The 21,963-nt window shown below is 65.9% G+C and carries 15 protein-coding genes and 1 pseudogene; 7 read left to right on the plus strand and 9 right to left on the minus strand.

Annotation, left to right across the window (positions count from 1 at the left end):
- Window positions 1-7 precede the first annotated feature (7 nt).
- From Poly30_RS27445 to gyrA, 5 genes and pseudogenes are all read right to left on the minus strand, one after another.
- Window positions 8-1,099: a cytochrome-c peroxidase gene (locus Poly30_RS27445; RefSeq protein ID WP_145205555.1), complete on the minus strand. Its 1,092-nt coding sequence runs from the start codon at window positions 1,097-1,099 to the stop codon at window positions 8-10.
- Window positions 1,100-1,399, minus strand: a pseudogene (locus tag Poly30_RS27450) (TlpA family protein disulfide reductase); the annotation flags it as partial. It abuts the gene before it with no gap.
- A 12-nt stretch (window positions 1,400-1,411) separates the two neighbouring features.
- Window positions 1,412-2,200 (minus strand): peroxiredoxin family protein, encoded by a 789-nt coding sequence (locus Poly30_RS27455; RefSeq protein WP_145205562.1) that lies wholly within the window; start codon window positions 2,198-2,200, stop codon window positions 1,412-1,414.
- Between the two features lie 145 nt (window positions 2,201-2,345).
- Complete coding sequence (locus Poly30_RS27460) at window positions 2,346-2,786, minus strand: GatB/YqeY domain-containing protein (RefSeq protein WP_419190739.1); 441 nt, start codon at window positions 2,784-2,786, stop codon at window positions 2,346-2,348.
- Window positions 2,787-2,790: 4 nt separating this feature from the next.
- Entirely contained in the window at window positions 2,791-5,508 is a 2,718-nt protein-coding gene (gene gyrA / locus Poly30_RS27465; RefSeq protein WP_145205568.1) for a DNA gyrase subunit A, read from the minus strand.
- Window positions 5,509-5,819: 311 nt separating this feature from the next.
- Here gyrA and Poly30_RS27470 point away from each other — a divergent pair, with 311 nt between their 5' ends.
- Both Poly30_RS27470 and Poly30_RS27475 read left to right on the plus strand, forming a co-directional pair.
- On the plus strand, window positions 5,820-6,146 hold the full coding sequence (locus Poly30_RS27470; RefSeq protein WP_145205572.1) for an arsenate reductase family protein: 327 nt from the start codon (window positions 5,820-5,822) through the stop codon (window positions 6,144-6,146).
- A gap of 173 nt (window positions 6,147-6,319) precedes the next feature.
- Window positions 6,320-8,917: a hypothetical protein gene (locus tag Poly30_RS27475; protein WP_145205575.1), complete on the plus strand. Its 2,598-nt coding sequence runs from the start codon at window positions 6,320-6,322 to the stop codon at window positions 8,915-8,917.
- A gap of 149 nt (window positions 8,918-9,066) precedes the next feature.
- On the opposite strand, the gene Poly30_RS27480 is transcribed toward Poly30_RS27475, so the two are convergent.
- Window positions 9,067-9,774 (minus strand): RNA polymerase sigma factor, encoded by a 708-nt coding sequence (locus Poly30_RS27480; protein ID WP_145205578.1) that lies wholly within the window; start codon window positions 9,772-9,774, stop codon window positions 9,067-9,069.
- Between the two features lie 275 nt (window positions 9,775-10,049).
- On the opposite strand from Poly30_RS27480, the gene Poly30_RS27485 reads away from it, so the two are divergent.
- The gene (locus Poly30_RS27485; RefSeq protein WP_145205582.1) at window positions 10,050-11,027 is read left to right on the plus strand and encodes a carbohydrate-binding protein; all 978 of its coding nucleotides are present in this window, start codon (window positions 10,050-10,052) and stop codon (window positions 11,025-11,027) included.
- A gap of 67 nt (window positions 11,028-11,094) precedes the next feature.
- Complete coding sequence (locus Poly30_RS27490; RefSeq protein WP_145205585.1) at window positions 11,095-12,501, plus strand: hypothetical protein; 1,407 nt, start codon at window positions 11,095-11,097, stop codon at window positions 12,499-12,501.
- A gap of 444 nt (window positions 12,502-12,945) precedes the next feature.
- Here Poly30_RS27490 and Poly30_RS29005 read toward each other — a convergent pair whose 3' ends face one another.
- A complete protein-coding gene (locus tag Poly30_RS29005) occupies window positions 12,946-13,104 on the minus strand; it encodes a hypothetical protein (protein WP_419190740.1) in 159 nt (52 codons plus the stop codon).
- Window positions 13,105-13,867: 763 nt separating this feature from the next.
- Complete coding sequence (locus tag Poly30_RS27495; RefSeq protein WP_145205588.1) at window positions 13,868-16,246, minus strand: hypothetical protein; 2,379 nt, start codon at window positions 16,244-16,246, stop codon at window positions 13,868-13,870.
- Window positions 16,247-16,616: 370 nt separating this feature from the next.
- On the opposite strand from Poly30_RS27495, the gene Poly30_RS27500 reads away from it, so the two are divergent.
- Window positions 16,617-19,082, plus strand: coding sequence for a beta propeller repeat protein (locus Poly30_RS27500; RefSeq protein ID WP_145205590.1), 2,466 nt, complete (start codon window positions 16,617-16,619; stop codon window positions 19,080-19,082).
- Window positions 19,083-19,190: 108 nt separating this feature from the next.
- Here Poly30_RS27500 and Poly30_RS27505 read toward each other — a convergent pair whose 3' ends face one another.
- Complete coding sequence (locus Poly30_RS27505) at window positions 19,191-20,264, minus strand: ligand-binding sensor domain-containing protein (protein ID WP_145205593.1); 1,074 nt, start codon at window positions 20,262-20,264, stop codon at window positions 19,191-19,193.
- 45 nt (window positions 20,265-20,309) lie between these two features.
- On the opposite strand from Poly30_RS27505, the gene Poly30_RS27510 reads away from it, so the two are divergent.
- Both Poly30_RS27510 and Poly30_RS27515 read left to right on the plus strand, forming a co-directional pair.
- Window positions 20,310-20,564 (plus strand): ATP-binding protein, encoded by a 255-nt coding sequence (locus tag Poly30_RS27510; protein ID WP_145205596.1) that lies wholly within the window; start codon window positions 20,310-20,312, stop codon window positions 20,562-20,564.
- Window positions 20,565-20,614: 50 nt separating this feature from the next.
- Window positions 20,615-21,838, plus strand: coding sequence for a hypothetical protein (locus Poly30_RS27515; protein ID WP_145205599.1), 1,224 nt, complete (start codon window positions 20,615-20,617; stop codon window positions 21,836-21,838).
- Window positions 21,839-21,963 lie beyond the last annotated feature (125 nt).

The raw sequence follows: 21,963 nt of genomic DNA on the forward strand, positions 1-21,963 counted from the left end.
CGCTCGGCTACTCGCGCGAGAGCGCCTTAAGGAACGCCACGAGGTTCGCCGCGTCCTCGTCGCTCAGCCGAATGGGCTGGATGCGCTCCGACAGATGCGAGTTCGGGTGCCCGCCGCGGCGGTAGAACTCGACCACTTCCTCGAGCGTCGCGAGGCTGCCGTCGTGCATGTACGGCGCGGTCAGCGTGAGCATCCGTAGCCCCGGCGTACGGAAGGCGCCACGATCGGCATCGACGCTGGTCGCGAAGTAGCGACCTTCCTCGGGCACGCCATCCGACGCGCCGATCCCGGTGTTGTGGAACTCGCCGTCGGCGAAGTTGGGACCGTTGTGGCACTGCCAGCAGCGCCCACGACCCTCGTAGAGCCAAAGACCCGCCTCTTCGGAGGGATCGAGCGCCGTGACGTCGCCGTCGCGGAACCGATCCACCGGTGAGTTGCCGACGGTCAGACCGCGGACGAAAGCCGACAGAGCACTGGCCAGCGCGTCGGCGTCGACCTCGCGGCCGTACACGGCCTGGAAGAGCGCGGGGTAGTCGCTGTCCTGACTGAGCCGATTCACCGCCGCCGACGTGCCCAGCGCCATCTCCTCGGGGTTCTCGATCGGCATCAGCACCTGCTCCTCGAGCGTCGCGGCGCGACCGTCCCAGAGGACGTGGGTGTCCAGCCCCTTGTTGAGCAGGCTCGGCGAGTTCCGCCGCGTGAGGTAGTTCTCGATCCCGCGCGAGGTCTTCCGGTTGTCCGCGAACGCAAACTCGGGGCGGTGGCACGAGGCGCAGGCGACGGTCCGGCGCACGGAGAGAATGGGATCGAAGAAGAGCCTGCGACCTAGCGCGAACTCCTCTTCGGAGGCCGTGAAGCCCTCGGCCAGCGGTTCGATCCCGAGGGAGACCGAACGAACGAAGGGCGTGGGGAGCGTATCCTCGGGGATGAGCGGTCGATCGTCGGGGCCCTCTGCCTTGCGCGGTAGACTTTGCCCGGCCTGCGCCGAGGCAAGGACCGCGCCGGTGCCCATGCCGGCGCCCATGCCGGCACACAGAAGCAGCACAAGGCCTCCTGCAAGGCCCCCGGAGATCGCTCCGCTACGCTCCCTGTCGCCCATCTACTTCTTCTTGGCCTTGTCGACCAGCTTCGCGATCACCGAATCGATCTCCTTCGGATTGCCGCCGCGATGGACGATCGTGCCGTCCACGTCCAGCACGATGTACGTCGGGAAGAACTCGACGCTGTAGAGCTGGAGGAGAGTCGCATCCATCCCGAGGTACGCGCTCAGCCAGCTGACTCCGAAGTCCTTGACCCCCTTGCGGTAGGCTTCTTCGTCGTCCCTGAAGTTGATTCCGATCAGTGCGAATGGGTCGTCTTTGTGGCGCTCAACGAGCTCCTTGAGGTGGGGCATGCCCGCCTTGCAGGGGCCTCACCAGAACCCGTAGAAGTCGAGGACCGCGACCTTGCCGCGGTAGTCCTCGAGGCTGAACTCGAAGCCATCGATCGACTTACCGGGGAAGTTCGGGGCGACCTTGCCCACCTCGGTGTCTTCGGGCGTGGCCGTCGCTGCGCGAGCCATGAAGCCGAATTTCGTGCCCGGGTAATCCGCGAGCACCTGGGCCCTCATGGCCTCGGCCTTCTCCGGCGCTTCCTTCTCGACGGCGCCGGCGCCGTAGAAGAGCACGGCCGCCTTGGCCGCGTCTTTCTCCGCCTTCTCCAGCATCGAGTCGATGAGACCACTGGTGGCCTCGAGCCCGAGCGTGCGGCTGTCGCGGGCGAAGCTCTCCAGCGCCCCCTCGAACCAGTCCTGGTTCACGTGGGCGACCAGCCCGCGGTAGATCGGCAGGAGCGCCGCGGGGCGATCGGCCGACTTGATGCTCCGGTTGGTCTTGAGGTTGTCGGCGAGCCAGACGAGCGCCCGGCCTTCACCGTCCTGGGCCAGCGCCTCGAAGCGCGGCCAGTAGTCGTCGATCGGAGCGTGGTCGCGAAGCTCCTTGCGCTCCTTCTTGTCCGCGTTGCTGAGCTTGTCCTTGAACGCGGCTTTCGCGCTCTCGTACTCCGCGAGGAGCTTCTCGAACGTGGAGCCCGTCTCCTGGGCCGATCGGACGGTGATCCCCGGGGTCCCGGGGCTTCCGATATCGGAAGCCTGGAGCACCGAGGTGGTGATGGCACCGCCAGCCACCAGGAGGGCGGCGGTGAACAGGTGGGTTGGTTTCATGATGAGCTGCCCTCGGGAGGGATGTGGAGGCTGCATTCTATCCATCGGCCGCCGTTTCGGGCCATCAATGCAACAAGCGGCCGATTCGAGTGAATCGGCCGCTTGTGACACAGCGGGACGGAGCCCTTACGCAGTCGCTACAGCGTCAGAGCTTCTGGCTGGCGAGTCGATTGACCAGCTTGCCTTCCACGAGCGCGCCGTGCTTCGCCATCACGGCCTTCATGACCTTGCCGATGTCGCCCTTGCCGGTGGCCCCGGTCTCGGCGATGGCCGCGTCCACGGCGGCCTCGGTGTCGGCCTCGCTCATCATCTGGGGCAGATAGCCCTCCAGAACGTCGATCTCGGCCTCTTCCTTCTCGGCCAGATCGGCCCGGTCCGCCTCGCGGTACTGCGTCGCGCTGTCCTTGCGGGATTTCACGCCCCGCCGGACGACCGCCATGGTGGCGTCATCGTCGAGGTCTTCACCGCGCTCGATCCGCTCGTTCTTCATCGCGGCGATGAGCATCCGGAGCGTGTCACGCTTGAGCGTGTCGCCCGAGCGCATCGCGTCCTTCATGTCGTTCTGGATCTGTTCCTGCAGGCTCATGTGGCTATTCCTCTTCTCCCTCGTCGTCCAGAACGCTGTCGATGTCGTCGCCGTCATCGCCCCCGTCCACATAGCCGTCGTCCACATCGTCACCGTCTTCGAGGTCAGCCTCTTCCGAGGCATCGTCGGATGTAGCCTGGGGCGGGGGAGATTCAACGCCGTCTTCCGACGAAGCTTCCTCGCCGTCGCTGGAGAACCTCTCCAGGTCACTGCCCGAGACGACCTCGACGGAGACGAGCTTATCGTCCCCCTTGAGGTTCACGAGCCGCACGCCCTGGGTGTTCCTACCGATGGACGAGACGTCCGCCACGTGCGTCCGAACGATCATGCCGCTCGTCGTGATGAACATGAGGTCGTCGTCTTCCCGGCAGAACTTCGCCTGAATGACGGCGCCGTTCCGCGCGGTCGACTTGATGTCGATGACGCCCTGGCCCCCACGCCCCTTGATCGGGTAGTCGACGAGCGGCGTCCGCTTGCCGAACCCGTTCTCGGTCGCGGTCAGGAGGAACGCGTCGGGCTCGGCGACCACCATGCCGACGACCGAGTCGCCTTCCTTCAACTTGACGCCCTTGACGCCCCGCGACGTCCGACCCATCGAGCGCACGCTCGACTCGTCGAAGCGGATCGCACGACCGCCGGACATGGAGAGCAGCACGGTGTCGCCCGGCTTCGCCAGACGCACCGAGACGACCTCGTCGTCCTCGTCCACGAGGATGGCGCGGATGCCGCCCTTCTTCGGGCGCGAGTACGCCTCCAGCTTCGTCTTCTTGACGATGCCGCTCTTCGTGGCGAAGACGATGAAGCGGTCGTCGTCGAACTCGGGCACGCGGAGGATCGTGTTGATCTCTTCGCCCTCGCGGAGCTGAAGCACGTTCGTGATCGAGCGCCCCTTCGAGTTCCGTCCTGCTTCGGGGATCTGGTACCCCTTCTGCCAGAACACCTGGCCCATGTTCGAGAAGAACAGCAGGTAGTCGTGGGTCGAGGTCACGATCACCGAGCGCTGCACGTCGGAATCCTTGAGGTCCGCGCCCTTGATGCCGCGGCCACCGCGCGCCTGGGCGCGGAAGGTGTCGAGCGGCACGCGCTTGATGTAGTTCTCTCGCGAGAGCGTGACGACCGCGAGGTCCTCGGTGATCAGGTCGGCGATGTCGATGCTGCCATCGACCTCCTCCAGGCTGATCTCCGTGCGGCGCTCGTCGCCGTACTTCTCGATGATCTCGAGGAGGTCCTCCTTGATGATCGCGGTCACGCGCTCGGCGCGGTCGAGGATGTCGCGGTAGTCCGCGATCTCCGCCACGAGCTTGGCGTGCTCCTCTTCCAGCTTCTCACGCTCCAGCCCGGTGAGGGAGCCGAGGCGCATGTCCACGATCGCCTGGCTCTGCCGCGGCGAAAGGCCGAATTCAGCCGATAGAGCCGTCTTCGCCTCGTCGCGGTTCGCCGACGCCCGAATGATCTGGATGACGCGATCGATGTTGTCGACGGCGATCCGCAGACCATCGACGATGTGCTTGCGCTCCTCGGCTTTCCGCAGGAGGTACATCGTCCGACGACGGATCACGTCACGGCGGTGCACCAGCCACGCGCTCATCAGATCGCGCAACGGAAGCGTCCGCGGCTGGCGACGGTCGATCGCCAGGTTGATGATCGAATACGTGCTCTGCAGCGGCGTGAACTTCCACAGCTGGTTCAGCACCACCTGGGGGTCCTCGCCCTTCTTGAGCTTCACCACGAGGCGCATGCCGTCGCGGTTCGAGTAGTCCGTCACGTCGGCGATGCCGACGATGCGGCCGTCCTTCACGACCTGGACGATCTTGGCGATGATGCCGGTATCGTTGCCGCCCTTCTTCGTCTGGTACGGGATCTCCGAGAAGACGATCTGGCTGCGGTTCTTGTTCTCCTCGATGTCGTACTTGGCCCGAACGCGGATCAGTCCGCGGCCCGTCGTGTACGCCTGAACGATGCCGCTGCGACCCATGATGGTGCCGCCGGTCGGGAAGTCAGGTCCGGGCACGAGCTTGAGCAGCTCGTCCGTCTCGAGGTCCGGGTCCTCCAAGAGCGCGATCAAGCCGCGGCCGATCTCGCGCAGGTTGTGGGGCGGAAGGCTCGTCGCCATGCCGACGGCGATGCCGTCCGAGCCGTTGCACAGAAGGTTCGGGAAGCGCGACGGCAGCACCGTCGGCTGCATCCGCGTCTCGTCGTAGTTCGGCTCGAGGTCGACGGTCTCCTTGTCGAGGTCCGCGAGGATCTCCATGGTGATCCCGGCCATCCGCGCCTCGGTGTATCGCATGGCGGCAGGGGGGTCGCCGTCGATGGAGCCGAAGTTGCCCTGGCCGTCCACGAGCGGATAGCGCAGCGAGAAGTCCTGGGCCATGCGCACGAGCGTCGGATAGATCACCGACTCGCCGTGCGGGTGGTAGTTGCCGGACGTGTCGCCCGCGACCTTGGCGCACTTCCTGTACTTGGCCCGCGGGCTCAGGTTCAGGTCGTTCATCGCCACGAGGATGCGGCGCTGTGAGGGCTTCAGCCCGTCGCGAACATCGGGGAGCGCGCGGCTGTGGATGACGGAGAGCGCGTACGTGAGGTACGACTCCTTCATCTCCCGTTCGATGGAGCGCGGGGTGGTCCGACCTCGCTTGGCGAGCTCTTCGGGGGTCGCAGCGACGATCTTCTCGTCGTCGGGCTCTACGCCCGGTGCGTCCTCTGGGGCCTCTGGATCGGTCATGGTTGGGGGCTGCGGCTCGCGATCGGAGCCTGCAGTCGGGTCGGCAGCTTCGAGGTCGAGCTACCTGGGGGGGGTTGCAAGGAGGCGCAAAATGTCCCCAAGGCACCCGATTAAGGGCTCCAGCGGGCGATTTGGCGCGGCCAACAGTAGGCTAGCCATTATCCAGGAAACCGCCCTCCCGGCGCCACAATCAGGACCCCTTTCTGACCGGCACCTCCCCCGATCCCGTCCACACGACCATGGCAAGCGACAAGACGCACTGGACTCTGATCTGCACCGGTACGTGAGGCACCTGTGGCAAGGCGGTCGCCTTGCTCGATGAACACGGGGTCGACTACCGGTACCGCGAGTACCGGGAGGAGCCCTTCGACGAGGACGAACTCAGGTCGATTCTGGACCTCTTGGGGCTGGAGCCGCACGAGCTGCTGCGGCCGAAGGAATCGGCGGCAGCAGGGCTGGACGCCAGCACCCCGCCGACCCGGATCCTGTCCGCCATGGCCGACGACCCGACGCTCGTCCAGCGGCCGATCCTGACGAACGGCCAGCGGGCCATCCTCGCGCGCCCCGCGGATCTCCTGATCCCGTTCCTCGCGGCTGACGGACCCGCGAATCGGGCAGCCCGGCGCCCCTCGACGTGACGTCTCTGACCTACATCTGAATCCTGGGCCTGTTCGGGGTCTTGGGCCCAATATGGATCTTGGGCCCACTATGGATCAGGGGCTCGCTGATCCCGGGGCCATCCGGCCACGGCCAGGCGCCAATGCCACAGAGTAGGAGGAACCCTTACACGGCCTCGCGCCTCCTACCTCCCATGATTCACCCCACAGCCTTTCTCGTTCCTGCCTGCCTCCTGGGCCTGCTGCCCACGCCGGCTGGCCTGGAGTCGCCGATCGCCTTCGGCCAGGAAATCGTCCCGGCCCCTCAGGTCCCCACGGCCGAGACGTCGGACGCTGCCGTCCAGCGCGCCGACTTCGCCCGGGAATACGGCATCCTCGAGGGCGACGAGATCGACCCCATCGGCGGCGAGATCCTGAATCGTGCCCTTCAGGGCAAGAAGCTTCCGGCTTCGGCCTGGGGCGAGCTGCGCATCGAGACGATGGCCGATGTGCTGGAGCGCGAGAAGTCGTTCGTTCAGTCGACGACGAACCCGCGTATCCGCAACGGTCGTCAGGGCGAGTGGCAGGTGCCGTCGCGCAAGATCAAGTCGCACCCGCATGGCGGGGTCAAATGCCTGATCAACCGCTGGGGCGACACGTCCATGGGGATCGGCCTCGGCGAGACCATGGACGTCGAAGACGTCTGGATCGCCAGCCAGGGCGGGATGGGCATCTGGGCGAAGGCCGTTCGCGTCGTCGGATACCGCGCCGGAGAAGAGGTCGCCGCTACCGAGTGGTTCACCGACATCGACCACGAGCCGTCGCTGATGACGATCGGCCTTCGCAACGTCGACCGCATCGTCTTCGAGGCGAAGCCGGGCCACGACGGCGCGGGCTTCTACGCCATCGACGACCTGCGCTTCGTGAAGGCGAACGGCGAGGCGATCTCGCTCGGCTTCGAGGAGGCCAGCTGGGACCAGCGCCTCACGGAGTCCGGCTTCGCGGGCTTCACCTGGGAAACCGGCACGGGCAGCTTCGACTCACCGAAGCCCGGCATCGTCCCGGCCCCCGGCGAGGGCGATGGCTCTTCGCGCCAGTCAGGCTCCTCACCCGCCGGCTACGGAGCCGACGACGCCGACGCGACGCTCAGTGGCTCGACGACCTCGAGCGTCCTCGGCGGCAGCGGCACGGCCCCCACGTTCCTCCAGGAGTTCGTGGGACCGCGCCTCGGTGACAACGGCGCGAACCTGATCCCACCGGACACCTGCGGCGCCGTGGGCGTGAACCACTTCGTCGCCCTCGTGAACTCGAACCTGTCGGTCTACGACAAGTCCGGCAACCGCCAGCAGAGCGTCTCGCTCCAGAGCTTCTTCGGCTCCGGCGGCGGCACCGTCGGTGACCCACGGGTCGCCTACGACTTCACCCACGACCGCTGGTGCGCCATCGCCACCAACTTCGGCGAACTCTGCTGGTTCGCGTACTCGCTGACCGGCGATCCGCTGGGCGCGTGGGTCAAGACCAGCATCGACCTCGTCCAGGGCTCGGACAACGGCCGCTGGGTCGACTACCCGACCCTCGGCGTCGACTCGCGCGGCATCTTCATCGAGGCCTACATGGTGGGCAGCCCGGCGCGCATGACGATCTTCGCGATCGACAAGGCGCCGCTCCTCGCCGCCAGCCCCGCGCTCGGCACCGTCACGGCCTTCCGCGGCCTCAACTGGGACGGCGCCATCCAGCACGCGACCCAGTACAACGACGCGGGCCAGTCCTACATGATCTCGACGCGCACGAGCAATACGTTCCGCCTGCGTCGCATCGATCCGCCGCTCACGAACCCGACGCTGACCACGAGTCAGATCAACGGCATCCCGAACTACGGCTCGGCGAACGACGCGCCCGCCCTGGGCAGCACCGTCAACATCAACACCGGCGGCACGCGCCTGATGAACGCTTGCTACGCGGGCAGCTCCATCTGGGCGGCCCACACGGTCGCCGCAGGCGGGAAGTCCGGCGCGCGCTGGTACCAGATCGACCCGGTGGCACTGTCCGTGACCCAGTCGGGCACGCTCACCGATCCGAGCCTCTGGTTCTACTACCCGACCATCGCGGCAGACGCGAACGGCAACGCTGTCATGGGCTTCAGCGGCTCGGACGCGAACACGTACCCGAGCGCCTACTACTCGGGGCGACTCGGCACCGACGCGGCGGGCGAAATGTCGACCGCGGTCCTGTACTCCGCGGGCCAGAACTCCTACACGATCACCGACGGTGCAGGCCGCAACCGCTGGGGCGACTACAGCCAGACGAGCCTCGACCCCGTGGACGGCAGCTTCTGGACGATCCAGGAGCGCACGCGCAACCAGGCCAACTCGTGGGTGACCCGGATCGCCCAGGTGGAGTACGGCAACGTCTGCGGCGGGATCACGCGCTACTGCTCGGCGGTCACGAACCCCACCGGCGTCGCCGCGATCATCGACACGTTCGGCACCAGCAGCGTCGGAGCGAACGACCTCGTCCTCTACGCCTCGAACCTGCCGCTTTCGACGTTCGGCATCTTCTTCTACGGCCAGAACCAGGCGAGCGCTGCCGTGGGGGACGGGACGCTTTGCATCAACAACCCGTTCTTCCGTCTGGCGCCGGTCCAGGCCTCGCTCTTCGGCGATGTGTCCTACGCCCTCGACCTGACGGCCCAGTCGGACCCCGCGGGCCAGATCATGATCGGCGAGACCTGGAACTTCTCCTTCTGGTATCGCCAGGTGTCGCCATCGGGCTTCAACTTCTCGGACGCGCTCAGCGTCGAGTTCTGCGACTGATCGGACCCGTACAGGGGCGTCCACGCACGCCCCTGGTTTCGCTACCCCGACCCTCTCTTTCCGGCGCGGGTTCAGGAACGCTGACATCGGTCGCCCGACGCTCCAGCGTCGGTATCGGTCGATTCGAGCGCGAATGGTGCAGTTGGATGCTATTGGAGTTCGGCGCAACGCCGCGGGCGTGGATCCTGGCTGTGCTCGCGGAATCGCATTCTGTGGCGCGGACTCCTAGTGCCGTCAGGATTTGCGCTTGCAAGGCGTAGCTCGGGGTCCTGGGCCACGAGCCAGGACTGAAGCCTTCGAAGGCCTCGGTAGTATCGGGTCTTGACGGTGCCATAGGGCGTCCCCGAGAAGGATGCGATCTCTCGGAAGGTGCGCCCTGGGAAATGGTGCTGCTGGATCACCGAGGACTCGGGGCGCGGGAGGGTGGCAAGCCCCCGCTTCAGCAGAGGGCTCACCCCCATGGGGACCGCAACGGGCCCGGCCTGTGCGAGCTCGTGCTCCTCGAGAGGCGTGACCGCTCCGTTCCGGGCTCGAGTCCTCACGGCGCGCAGGTGCTGGCGGACGGCGAAGCCGTGGATCCACCCACCCAGCGATCGGCCCCGCTCGAACCGGGGAAGCTTGGACCACACGGCGAGCTGTGCTTCCTGCGCCACGTCCTCCAGTTGATCTGGCGTGAGGCGACCGCCCATGCGCCGGTCGCACGCACGGACCGTGTGGCGAATGCGATCGAGGTACTGCCCCAGCTCCTCACGGGCATCGTGGTCGCCGGCCAAGGCCCGGCGAACCAGTTCGTGGTCGGAGCTCGAGTCGATGGGAGTGCGGTCTTGGGTGTGAGTGGTGCGGGTAGGTGCGTGCATGTTCAAGTTGGACTCCGTTCGGGGTTCTGGAGGCTCGTCCTCCAGTCCCTAACGGCGGCCCGCGCGAGGTGGGTTTGCGACCGAAAGCGTGAAAAGCGCGAGCCGCGTTCCCAGGGCATGTAGGTCGACGATGCGGCGCGTCCTCGACTCAGGACAGCGCTCGAGAATCGCGGAGATTTCTGAGGCTGCGGCGGAGTTCGAGCGGAGTGGTCTGCGTTCCGAGTCCAACCATCGACCTGCGAACGAAGCGGGTCGCACTACCTCCTGAATCCACCATGAAGCTACCGAATCGAACGTCTCTTCTCGTGATCTCCACGCTGGCCATCTGCTTGCCCGCCTACGCGTCCTTCCTGCCATTCACCGACGATGAAACGGGCGAGGTCGAAGAGGCCGGACGGTATGAGTCCGAGGCCGGCTACTTCGAAGGCGCCGAGGTCCTCCAGGACGAGAGTGCCAGCGATGGCGCCTTCGTCTTGCTCGGCTCCGAGAGCGCACTCTGGCAAGAGATCGAGACCACCCACGACGGTCAGTCCCTGATGATCGTGTATCGCTCTCCCGGCACGCAACGCACGTTCGAGGTTGTGGTTGGCGACCAGCCCGTAGGCACCCTCGCCGCTCCCTCGACGACCTCGGACGGGGAGTGGGGCACGGTCTACATCCCCGTGGCGATCGCGCAGCCCGGTCCCTTCATCGTGCAGATCACCACCACCGGAGAGACCCCGGGTGGCCTCGAAATGGATTGCATGGCCGTATGCGAACTGCCTGCGGGCGAGCCGTGCGGCGGCTGCTCGGCCGCGCCTCTGACTCCGGGCATCATCTCGTTCGAGAGCAGCTCCATCATGCTGCCGCCCGCTCCCGGGGGAGCCGGCCTCTACGTCAAGCTTCTCAAGCTGGTCAAGTTCAAGAAGGTCAGCATCTTCCGCTTCAGCGCGTCGACGACCTCTGGGGAATGCGAGCTCAAGCCGAAGGAAGGTCAGGAGCCCTGTGGCGAGAAGGAGTGCAAGCCGAAGTCCGGCTGCTCCCTTTTGACCCATATCGAGTTCTACCCCAACAACTACGCCCGCCCGCCGCGCTGGGATCGCGCCGAGAACATCACCTCGCCCAGCGGAAAGCCCTCGCACCACAAGCGTGACGGCAACCTGGTCGAACTGGACGACACGATGCCGGTGGGCTGCGGGACCGGTGTCCTGGGTACCTGGCAGTTCGAATCCGGCTCGGTCATTCAGCCCGTGTCTTGCAACGCATGCGACTGACCGCATGACCCGCCTCCAATCCCGCTCCCGACTTCATCGAACCCACCTCCGTACCGAATCCGTAGCCATGAAGCTCTTCACCTCCATCTCCTCCCTCGTGGTCGCCACGGCGGCCGTTCTCGCCACTGGCAGCACGGCCCTCGCCCAGAGCGCGAGCATCGACCTACGCGAGTCCCACCAGTCCGTCCACACCATGGTCGGCGGTGACTACCTCGGGAACCTCGTGTCCGTGGCCAACCCTGGAAGCGGGTTGGCCACCCTCCAGTGGCGCTACACCCACCCGGCAGCGGGCATCCATACAGTCGTCGACATCGATCTCACCCTGCCGCTCCACCGTGTCGGATACGTGCTGGCCCTGTCATCGGATCAGTTCCTCGTCGCCGGCCGCCGCCACACCGGACCCGGGAGCTTCACGGGTCACCTGGCCCTCGTTCAGCTCGACTTCGCGACCCAGGGGATGGCGGTCCTGAGCTCGGCGGATGTGGCCGGCGTCGACCCGACGGATCTGTCCTACGACCCGCTTGGGGGCGACCTGTTCCTGCTGGATGCGGGGGCTCGCAGGCTGATGGTCTCTCCCTGGGCCGGCTCCGGTGCGGTGCCCACGCTGTTCACTCAGGTGGCGGACTACACCACCGAGCCGGCGCTCGTGCTGCCGCAGTACGCGGTGCTGCGTTCGCGCAACCTGGCCTCCGGTGCGCTCTTGTTCGATGCGAACAAGGTGCGCTACACCCGCTACTTCGAGGCCGGGGGACAGTGGTACGCGGACACCAACCTGTGGGCTGCCTCCCTGGCCGCTCCCTTGGTGACCCGCGATCGGGTCTTCGTGCCCCGCAACCGCCCCTTCGACGTGGACGTGTTCGGCCCGGCAGCTTTTCCCATGGCCCTGGAGTTCTCGGCGGAGGGCCAGGTTGACACCACCGTCACCTTGACCACGCCCTCCCAGACCATCAGTCCCTTCGCGGCCACCGGACAACCCGGGGCCTTCGGTCACCTCGGCAGCACGACGGTGGGCGACCTCGACTTCCGCAGCTGCGTGCGCTATGGCCTGCCACAGGGACAGTCGTTCTTCCCCATGGGTGAGATGACCTGTGACATGTATGGCCCCTTCGCCGGTCGCCAGAACATGACCGTCATGGCGGAGGTCCTGCCGCACGCCACCAGCGGAACGAACCTCGGTACTGCCGTGACCGGAGAACTATGGATCGCCTTCCGTGACTCGAGCGGCAACGACCCTGTGACCATCAACGGCGACTCCGCCCTCCTGTCGCCTCTCCTGCAGCTTCCCTTCGACCTCGCAGCCGGCACTCTGCCGCTCGACATCAGCTTCGAGATGCCGACCATCGATGCGAGCCTCGTGGGCGCCGTCGTTCTGTTCCAGGTCGTGCTGACCGACGGCTCACAGTGGGCCTATACGGACGTCTTCGGTCTGGAGATCCGCCCCTCGGACCCCTGGGACCTCTCGAGCAACCCCTGATCGACTTCGTTCGAGCAGCTTGAACTCCAGCCCCCGGGTGCAACGTGCGCCCAGGGGCTGGATGTCTTGGCGGCCTGAACCGACGAGTCGACACCACTCGTGCGGCAGTGGCTAGATGCCGTGCTCGTCCTCGGCGAAGTTCCGGCCACTGTCGGCGTGGCGGTCGCTGTGGTCCACGGGGTCGTATCCGGTGTTGATCGCGGAGGGCGAGAAGGTGCGAGTGTCAAGGCCTCCCGCTGTGCTGTGTCCGGGACGAAGCCCATCGGAGTGAAGTTGAGCGCTCCGACGTCGATGGCGTTCCCATGCAGGATCGGACGGCTCGTGGGGACCGACGGATAGGAACCCTGAGCGGGTTGTCGAGACCGTTCCGACGATAGCCCGGGGCTTGACGGAACGACCAGACTCTGCCGTCGGACTGGCTGACGGTCGAAAGATCCATCGACATCAGTGAAAGGCGATCTCGACGGCGTCCGTGAAGTTGGAGAAACCAAACCCCGTGAAGTCCCGGAACCAGGCCTGGAAGTACCAGGTTTCACCGGCGAGAACGCTCCGGAATCCGGTGGGCGTCGGGATGGCGTCCAGGCTGAGCGTCAGCTGCGCCATGCCAGAGGAGCTCGTTCTGAACGTCGATGCTGCGTAGCGACCGATCGAGCCGGACAGGCAGAGCCGCCCAGCACTCGACGGAGGGATGGAGGCGCCAGGTGTCATCCCCGCCAGAAAGTACCTACGCTCGATGGGCTGGTAAGAAAATTCCCACGTACCTTCATTGGGAGTACGCGGTTCGCGGCGAAGCTGCCCATCCCACGGCAACATCTGGAATCGCGCTCTCCAGTGACGACATCAATCTGGGTTACGACCTCGCGCTGACGCGAGATGGGGTTGGAGCCCGGCGATTGAATGCCGAGATCGAGCTGGACTCGAGACGATTGGACGTGATGGACGGCTACAGCGTGTGGGTCGATGGGAACTTGGTGGCGGAACGAGCCTGGATCGACGCGACGGAGATCATGTGCCTGCGCCCGCGGCAGCGGGGGCAGCGGGAAGAAGACCCCCTTGCGGGAGCCATGACCGTCCCCGCTTCCTTCCGCGCCGTAGCTGCGATCTTTCTCTTCACCGCCGCAGCCTTTCCTTACCGGGCCTCCTCGTCCGACGGCGAGTGTCGCGCGTATGCGGCGCGGGCGCAGCCAGTCGAGCCACGCACTCATGCGACGTCAGGACGAAGCCCTTGGCCCCTCACCACCAGCGGAAGCGGCACGTACTGACTCCCCCGACGCGACGACGGGAACGTCCTGGCGAGATCATTGTCGAGGAGGCGCGGCAGCGGGCGGCCTGCGGCCGCGAGAAGGAAGCAACCGATGGCCATCGCTCAGTATCCCGAGCCCCAGGCTTCTGTCCAGAAGTTGACGACGGTCAACGGGAAGGCGCCAGGCAACCAGGATCCGGTGGGCTGGTTGGAACCGTTGGCAAGTCGTCCCGCTTGGTACACGTACATCCCTGTGTCGTAGGCCCAGGCCACATAGTCAGCCGCCGAAATGTCGCCCACGCAGCCCGTGTAGTCCGTCGTGAGGTTGGTGGACACGGTGTAGGCCGAGCTGCTGGAAGCGGAGATGCTTCCCTCCACGGTGGCTCCCCAGGCCTTGTAGGAGGACTCGGCGCCGAGCGCCATCGTGGTTTGCTCGGTCGTTGCCAGCTCGGACACTAGTGAGATCGACGTGCAGATCTGACCACCCGTCCCCAGTGGAGCCGTGATGACGGTGGGCGTCCGCCAGCTTACGAAGCTGCTCGTCAAGTTCGCCACTTCAGCCGCGTTGCGATAGGTCTCTGGCCGGCCAACCGTGTGCGGAAGAACATCCGATCCGATCCGATACTCGGGAGCCACGTTGGCGTTGTAGAAGCTCACCGCCCACTTGGAGATCCGAACATCCTGGGGCGCATCGATGGTGAACTGCGTACCGATCACGTTCGGATCCGGCGCATCCATGATCGTGTACTCATGGACGAGATAGAGGTTGGAAGCGAAGACGATGGCATCGTCATCCGAGCCGTTCGTGAACCCGGTCACGAACCTCTGTTCAGAGGAGAGGCTCTGCGTGGTCCTCGCCTCACGCTCCATGGTGGCCTTCACAGAAGCGCCAAACGTGCCTGTGAAGTCCTCGAAATCAACGCCCGCCTTGGCCGTGATCGTCGTGCCCGTCGAGTAAGCGGTCTCCATTCCGGTTCCCGCTCCCGAGGCGTAGGTCGAGGAGCATCCGATATAGTTCTGCTCGATCCCCGCCTTGCTGGGTACGGCTGCGATGACCACTAGCGGAACCGGGTTCGAAATCTTGATCGACGCACGATCGAAGCGTACCCGGAGGCCGTCGCCATCGAACTCGCCCGGCACCAGCACGAGAGGCCGAGTGTACTCGTCCGTGGGCGCTGTAACGCTCCCACCCAGACCGGTGACTCTACGGGTTGGCGTCACCCCGGCGCCCAGCACCTCCACGTACGAGCTCTTGCTCGTCCCTGCACCCCAGCTGTAGCCCACGTAGAGCTCCTCGGCGCCGTTCGCGTCGGAATCGCCGGTCTCAAGACAGACTGCGTCTCTCGCGAGCGGTGTGGCGTCGGAGATCAGATCACTGGACCAGCTGCCGGTCCCTTCGTCGAAGCGAATACAGCGAACTGACGCGTTGCCGCCGAGGGGCTTGCGGACACTCGCGATCCAGTCTCGGCCGTCGCCAAAGCGATCCACAGCGCACACGTCGAAGGCGTGGAAGGGCACGGGGGTTGCTTCGCACGCACCCGAGAAGCGACTGGTAGCGACCTGGTGGAACTGCGCGGTGCCTGGATCGAAGCTCAACTGCGTGAAGTTGAATGCGAGGTAGCCGATGGACGCAGGGTCGGCGGACATCAGAACGATCTCGTCCTCGGGATCCGAGTCGAACTGTCCCGCGCAGGCCTTGGTGTGCAGAAAGGGCCTTAAGATCGTGAAAGGCGCGAGGTACACGAGCTGCGGAAAGGTGCGTCGCTGCAGCTGATCCGTGCTGTCACTCCAGGTGAAAACCGAGAGGCCCACAAAGTCACGGTCGAAGAAGTCATTGCCGTCGCGCACCACGACGAGCTCAGACCGGCCGTCAGCGTCGAGGTCGGCGGCAAGCCCGGAGAGGGAGCGATGATCTCCAAAGAGATCCGGGCTCGCAATCGAGACCCGGAGGAGCTGAACGCCGTTCTCAGTAGGATCATCGAACACCCAGAAGTCAGACGATTGGTCCATCCCGAGGGGCGGCCCAAGGGTTCGAAAGACCGCGATCTCGTCGCGCTTGTCGCCATCGAAGTCCGCGACCACCAGGCTGCCCACCAGCGTGTCGTTCGTCGCCGCAGGCCCCAGCTCATGCAACAGCTGGAAGCTCCCCGTCTGGGTCGCTGGGTCAACGTCTACGGAGTACACACGGAGCGTATCTGCGGAGGCGCTCAGCAGCACCATCTCGTCCTCGGAGTCGTCATCTAGATTGGCACGCTTGGCGTCGATCACATTGAGCCCGAAGCTCCCGCTGCTGAAGAAGCCGGGCCAGACGGCGTCGCCTGCTGCGGGGTCATCTTGGATCCAGGCGCTGCCACCCTGGGAGACGCCGTCGGGGCTTGAGAGGAACAGAGCCAACTCGGTGCGGTCGAGCAAGTTGGTCTCCGCTTCCCCGAAGACGCTGGAGCCGCTGGGGAGGAGAACAGGATCTCCCGCATCGGGCGCGAAGGTGACCGGCTGGTTCATGGGCACGCCGCTCAGATCGACCACCGGCGTCAGGTCGCGGCCCGGCGTTCCTGTTCGTCCGGGTGTCGCAGAGTGGACCGGAATGGCAGTGCGCGAGCGCCTGCTTTTCTGACCTGAGAAAGAGTCAGCCTGCGCAGCGGCGGGCTGAGGGGGGGGAGAAAGAGGGCGATGCTAAGCGCCGCGATCGTGGATTGGCTGGGGTAGTGCATGGCGTATGCAGGAAGGAATGGGTTGTCCTGCATCCCGCAACGCGCTGTGAATGGACGGAAGCCACAGCAAAGCGAGCAGAAAGTTCCCGTCTCGTCTGACCAGGGCGGTCGGAGTCGGGAGTCGGGTAGCGCGCCGGCCCAATCACCCCTAATCTCGAGGAATGCTCGTTCGCACCGTTCTCGTTCTCTTCCTCCTCCTGGGCGAAGCCGCCGTCGCTGAGGTGGGCTCCCCCGCCGCTCAAGTGGGCCCCAGGGGCTACCCCGTCATAGACGTGCACTATGTACCCGGGTCCGCGGGTCCGGGCATGCCTGGTACCGCCTTCGTGGCCGTGGGATCGGAACTCTTCCGCACCATCAATGGTGGCCAGACGCTCGAGGTCACGGGACTCCCGAGCGCCGACCCCATCCAGGACGTCGCCATCGCAGCCGATGGAACGCTCTACGTCGCCAGCGGGAATCGAATCTTGATCAGCACGGATGGCGGGGCCTCGTTTGCTGCCACCGTGCCGACGTCCGCGGGTCAGGTGATCCTCGAGCAGGTCGAGGTCCACCCGACCAACGCCCAGGACATCTGGGTCGGTTACCGCCAGGGATTCTCGAGCGGCGGGATTCTGCGTAGCACGGACGGTGGCCAGTCCTGGAGCCTGGCGCCTCCAGCCGGATGGAGCGGCAAGTGCGCCGCGATCGCGTTCGATCCCCAGGCGCCCGACCGAATGCTCCTGGTTCGTCACTCGTACTACGCGTACCTCTCCACCGACGGTGGCGCGACCTGGACCCAAACGGCCTATACGAACGCGGGCGACACCGCGCTGGACGCGACGTTCGTCGACTCCCACATCGTGCTGTCCACTTCGTCGCGCCTCGTGGTGACCACCGACGACGGTGCGACCTGGTCGACGATCCCGGGCGTCGCCTCCATTCCCCAGGCTTTCTCGCTACCTGGCGCGACGCGCATCATGGCCGATCCCTCGACGGTGGGGCGCGCTGTCCTGGCCACCCGCGTCGGCGGTCTCTTCGAGTCAACGGACAGTGGCCTTTCCTGGAGCCCGTTGACGGGCCCCACGATCTCCGCCGACGAGTTCGTCCTGAACTCGGGTGACGTGTCCATGATCGGCACGCCGTATGGCCTCCTGCACCGCACTGCGTCCGGTGCGTATGGGCGGGCCGAGCTGCCAGCCTCCGCGGTAGGCCGGATGGCTCCGCTGGACGTGGCGGACCTCTCCATCGACCCAGGCCAGTCGAATCGAATGGCTGCGCTCGTTCGACCGACACCGACCAGCACCTCCTACCTCTCCAGCTCCGCCCTGATGACGACCGCGAACAGCGGCGCGAGCTGGACCTTCGATAGCGCATGCCCGCCCCGGCCCATCAGCGTGGATCACGGACCCAACGGTGACCTCTATGTGACGGGGTCGCAAACGCTCGTGAACGGCGATGCATCGGAATGCCTTCAGCGCTGGACGCCTGCGGGCTGGACGCCGATCGGTCCCACGGCCGTGCCAGGCGATACGGTCTGGTGCTGGGACGTCGAGGTCAGCCCCACGGATCCGCTGGAGCTCTTCGCGCTGACCGCCAGCCAGATCAACGCCTTCGAACAGCAGCTGCTGTTCCTGCGCTCCCTCGACGGCGGGGTCTCCTGGCAGACCAGCGACTCCCTGACTTCGGAGCTCGTTCAGAGTTTCCCGGAGATCACGATTTTCGGGACCAGCCCCGGCGGCGCCCCGCGAATCGCCTACATCCAGCGGCTCCCCTCCAGCGCGTTCTACGGCGGAGAGGCGCTCAGGGTGTCCGACGATGGAGGTTCGACCTGGGCCGTGCGTTCGGGCGCGAGCTACTTCGACAACGAGACGATGCATGTCTCCGGAGGCGGCGCGAACCCGGGCCGACTCTACGCTGCGAGGATGAGCCCACAGGACCTGCAGCCCCTTCAGGTATCGGACGACGGAGGTCTCACCTGGAGAGCCGAGGGGACCCCGCTTACCCGCATCGAGACCGTGACCGCGTCCACCGACGAAAGCAACACGCTCTACCGCGCGAGCTACGGAGGCGTCGTTCGAGGCACCTACTCCGGTGCGTCCGTCGAAACCCTCGGGAGCATCACGGGCAGCGTGTCCGGAACGCGCGTGGCTTCCGCACCGGGCGGCACGATCGTGGCCGCATTCGGGTCCAGCGGCGTCTGGCTGAAGACCGTGCCAGCAGCGAGCGGCACGTCCTACTGCGGCCCTGCCGTCCCCAACTCGACCGGGGCATCGGCCGAGCTCCGGATGGAAGGGACACCGTCGCTCTCCGCCAACGCGCTGACCCTCGTCGCGCGTCGGCTCCCTGCCGGCTCGACTTCGCTGGCCATCGTCGGCGATGCCGAAACCTTCACGGCGCAGCCGGGCGGCTCCTTCGGCAACCTGTGCCTTGGGGGCGCCATCGGTCGCTTCACGCCCGATGCCGGCAGCTCGGGGCCGGACGGCACCTATCAGCTGGTGCTCGATCTCGGCAGGTTACCCCGACCGGGCGGGACCGCCTCCGCTTTCCCCGGGCAGACTCTCTACTTCCAGACCTGGTTCCGCGACGCGGTCGGAGGCACGGTGGCCTCGAACTTCACCGACGCGGTCTCCGTGCTGTTCACGAACTGATCGGGTCGGCGGTCGGGGCCACGATGGGGGCTCTGGAGGCCAATGGGACCGTTGCTTCGACGCAGATTCGAGACCGGACGGCGCTGCTCAGCGAATCGCCCTTGCTCGTCAGATCCGGACTCTCTCGAACTCCGCCCCATCGAGGCGATACACACCGTGTTCCTGGGTGCCCAGCCACAGCCGATCCTGCCGGTCTCGGTAGATCGAGTAGATCCAGATGGGCTTGCCCTCATGCGTGACCGGGAAATGGGTCCATGTCTCCCCGTCGTACCGAAAGACGCCGCCGCTGAGGGTCGCCATCCACAGGGCGCCGTCCTTGTCCCTGGTGGTTGACATGAAGACCGAGTACGGGTCGGCGTTGGTTGCGATGCCGGGCTCTTTCCGAAAGTCCGCCGGTTCGCCCGCGAGAGGATTTGCGGGCCCCTTGGCGAATCGGTTCACGCAGTTGCTCAGCCAGAACTTGCCATCCTTGTCCTCCGCCAGAGCTCGCACGCCGAAGCTGCCGTTCTCGCCGGTGCCGGCCCACGCGAAGGTGGATCCGTCGTAGCAGCACGCGCCGAGCATGGCCGTGCCGAACCATAGGTTCCCCTGGCTGTCCTTGAAGGTGGTGTAGACGTCGTACGGGCTGTAATTGATGTTGGGAGACTTCGATCGTGGGTTAGCAGCGTTGTATGCGTCGCCGGCCGCGGTCGGCGGAAACGTCAGCCGATGGAGCGATGTGCCATCCCAGCGGTACACGCCGCCCGAATCCTGTCCGGCCGGGAAGCACAGGTCATCCGGCCCGAGCTTCCACTCGCTCTCCGCGGGTTCGAGGGCAGTCAGCTCGCTGAACTCGCGACCATTGAACCTGCTCACCCCTCCCGGCTCGGTGCACACGTAGAGGCTCCCTGAGCGATCCTCCTGAATCCCGCGGATGCGATTGCTGGTGAGCCCCTGCTCGGTCGTGAATTGCACGAGCGTCTTCCCGTCGTAGCGGTAGACCCCCTCTCCATCACTCCCGAACCAATACGACGAGTCCTCGGCCTGGAAGACGATCCAGATCCGATGGTCAAGTTCGGACACGGCCTCTCCGCCTTCCAGCGGTGAGCCAGCCGGACCCGACAAGAGCGGACCGAGGGCTGTCTGCCCCGCGAAGGCGGGAAGCGCCGCGACCATGGACAGAACGAGAAGAGACAGGTTCATGATGGAAGCAGAGTACCGGACCTGTGACCGTTGTCTGTCACATCGATGTCACGCCTGGCAGCACTTCATGCCGCTGCCGGGGACCCACGCCAGAAGCCGGCGATCCAAACGAACAGGCCTTCCAACCGGAACGACTCAACCTGGTTCAGATGTTTTGCGCGCTACGACTTGGTGATCCTTGATGAGCTCGGGTACGTTCCGCTCGATCGAGCTGGGGCGGGTCTGCTCTGCACATTCATCACGAAGATCTACGAGCGGCGCAGTCTGGTCGTCACAACGAACCTTCCGTACCCGCGGTGAGCGAGCCGAATGCCCGGAGGGGGACGGGCGTCTTGTACTCTCGATCGACCTTGAACAAGCGCTACACATTCCTGGGCGTTGCGTCACTCGCGTGCGCGGGGCTCATCGTGGCCTGGCAGCTTGCACCGGAGGCCGCAGAGGGTCCGTCCCCGGTCGTTCCTCGCGCTGTGACGGAGGAGATCGCGCTCGCGCCATCCGTGAACATGTCGCTCGCGCGCGCGGACGTCGGCCTGACCTCGCGGGTCCAGATGGTGGGCCCGGTCCCGGTGGATGAGCCGTCCGCGGCCGAGGAGATGGAGCAGCAGCAGTGGACGATCGAGTTTCACCTCGATCACTCGCTCGTCTATCAGCGCGGCTATCCGCGCGGTAAATCGGGCGCGCAGGCGCAGTACTTCGGCGCACTGTTCTTCCACGGGATGCCGGTCGTTGAGCTCGGGCGCCTGTTGCTGCCGCTCGAGGGGACAGCGAGCGTGTCGTTCACCCATGCTTCGTTCGAGGGGATTCTCGACGGAACGACGCTCCTGCTCTCGTCGACGCCTGACGGTATCGACTCGGAGGGGCGGGTGTACCTGGGGCAAGGGTTGCACTCCAGGGTTGCTCGCACGCTCCGCCCGGGCGACCGTTCGAATCCGCCGGTGCGAAAGATCGAGCTGGGCCGCCTGTTGGTTCAGCCGGTTCCGGGGTTGGGCCTGCTCAGGGTCGCGCCACGGGAGGACGCCGCGGAGTTCGACGTCCTCGTCTCGCCGTATGGGTCGCAGCAGGAATTACTCGGTCAGTTCGGTCGACCCTCGCCGGGAGGATTGAGTCAGATGACCTCGAACGGCGGGGAGGTCGAGGCCTATTCGTTCGCTCGGGGCGCGAGCTGGAGCGTCCTCTTGAGATCCAGGGGAGGAGAGCTCCTCGCCTCTGCGGAGGCCCAGCGGGGTGCAGACATCGAGATCGAATTTCACAGGCCGCAGGGGTTGAGGATCACGGTTGATCTGGAGCGAACGCCCGACGCGCGAAGGATCCTGATCGTGACCAGCGACACGGCGGCAGCAGCGGTCCTGGGAAATTCGGATTACGAGCTGAGACTGCGCGCAGCGGTCCGCACGGCAGCGATCCCCCTTCCGCGGTTCCGTGGTCCCAGGCCGCTGTTCACCACCGGCCTCCTCAATCTCGAAGACGGTCACTTTCGGGTTGAGGTGTGGGGGAGGAAGGGCGAGGAACACTGGCAGCGCCACGGCGCGAGTGACAGCAGCGTGGCCGGCGACATCGTCGAGGTGTTCCTGTGACGCTTCGCTCGATCGGTTAGCCCGGGTCGCATCATGCCGACTCGCTCTTCTCACCGGTGCACCTTCCTCGCCGCCGCCGTTCTCGCTGTTCCCGCGGCTGTATCCATCGCGGGTTCCATGCCTGG

The organism is Saltatorellus ferox (assembly GCA_007751475.1).
GTDB lineage: Bacteria > Planctomycetota > UBA1135 > UBA1135.